This window comes from Oleiphilus sp. HI0086, from assembly GCF_001635225.1.
This window is the reverse complement of sequence record NZ_LWFZ01000887.1, coordinates 1-1,490: the sequence shown is the minus strand read 5'-3', so window position 1 is coordinate 1,490 and position 1,490 is coordinate 1. Positions and strand designations below refer to the sequence as shown.

Genomic DNA, 1,490 nt, shown 5'->3' with positions numbered 1-1,490 from the left:
TTTATCGTTTGATGCAGGAGAAAGAATTTCCCCAATCAATTCGAATAACAAAGCGCTGTGTAGGCTGGGAGGAGAGGCAAATTCAAACTTGGATTGAATCCCAAATTAAAAAAAGCATCGAATCAGAAGGTGCTACAAATGACTAATCCAATAATGAACCCTGAGTGTGTAACTCAGGAAACACAGGCAACTGTCTCTTCCTCTGCGACCCACCCCGTTTCACCAACCACTTATAATCAGGAAACAAGTGAAACACCCCGAACAGATGAGTGGCCAAATGCTAAAAGTAGACCTTGTTGGCGCGTATACGACAACCCAGTATCTGTAGGCTCTAAGAGCCAACCTGCTGGTCTTTACTGGCATAACATCCAATACAATAAGGACGATAAGCCACCCACCTTGTCTGATGATTGGATTTGCGGCCCTTTGTACGTCGATGCAATAACTTCAAATGAAGGCAGTAATTTTGGCCGACTATTACGAATCAAGGATATCAATGGTAACTGGAAACAATTAGCAATCCCAATGGGGTTGCTAGCAGGCAGTACCGAGCGACTTTTAGAGCAACTCTTAGATATAGGACTTAATACAAATATCACTAGAAAGTCTAAAATTCCTATTTATATCAATTCAACAATTCCCCATAGACGTATAACGGCAGCTCAACAGACAGGCTGGAAGAATGATGTGGCTTTTGTTTTTCCAGAACAAACTCTAGGGGACCAAAGCTATATTTTTCAAGGAAAGCCAAATATCACGTCCGATTATTCCAAAAAAGGCTCTTTATCTACGTGGAAAAATACCATTGCAAAGTATTGTGAAGGTAATCCGGTAATGATTCTTACTATCAGCTTCGCACTCGCAGGCCCACTACTGAAATTACTAAATAAAGATAATGGAGGGCTACACCTTCTTGGAGACTCTTCATGTGGGAAAACTACATGCCTCGCGATAGCAAGCTCTGTATGGGGAAACCCTAAAGACTTCATGAGGACATGGAGATCTACAGCAAACGGTCTAGAATCCGTTTCTACTGACAGGAACGATACAACGTTGATACTAGACGAGTTGGGTGAAGCAGAAGCTAATGAAGTAAGCAAAATTGTTTATGCAATTGCGAACGGTTTAGGCAAACAGCGGGCTACCAAATTAGGGACGTCACAATCTATAAATAAATGGAGACAAAGCATTATTTCTAGCGGTGAGATTAGTCCAGAAGATTTGATCGCTTCTACTGGATCCAATGCTAGAGCGGGTGTTTCAATGCGGCTGCTAAATATTACTTGTTCTCGTGAGTATGGTGCTTTTGATCAACTTCATGAACACCAAAGCGGTAGACGTTTCTCTGATAACTTAAGACAAAACTGCAATCAAAACTACGGTTTTGCAGGCCCAGAGTTTATAACCAGGTTATTAGAACTGAATGCCGTCGCATCGGCGTTTTTCAAGGTAGTTGTCGCCTGAGCATTTAAGCTGCTTGTTTTTCCTTC

Annotated in this window: 2 protein-coding genes; both read left to right on the top strand. The window is 41.8% G+C overall.

The features are described from left to right. The first annotated feature begins 11 nt into the window (after positions 1 to 11). Positions 12 to 146 (top strand): helix-turn-helix transcriptional regulator, encoded by a 135-nt coding sequence (locus A3756_RS29275; RefSeq protein WP_368664589.1) that lies wholly within the window; start codon positions 12 to 14, stop codon positions 144 to 146. Next, complete coding sequence (locus A3756_RS16030) at positions 139 to 1,464, top strand: DUF927 domain-containing protein (protein WP_068553904.1); 1,326 nt, start codon at positions 139 to 141, stop codon at positions 1,462 to 1,464. Before A3756_RS29275 ends, A3756_RS16030 begins: the two co-directional genes overlap by 8 nt. Positions 1,465 to 1,490: the final 26 nt, after the last annotated feature.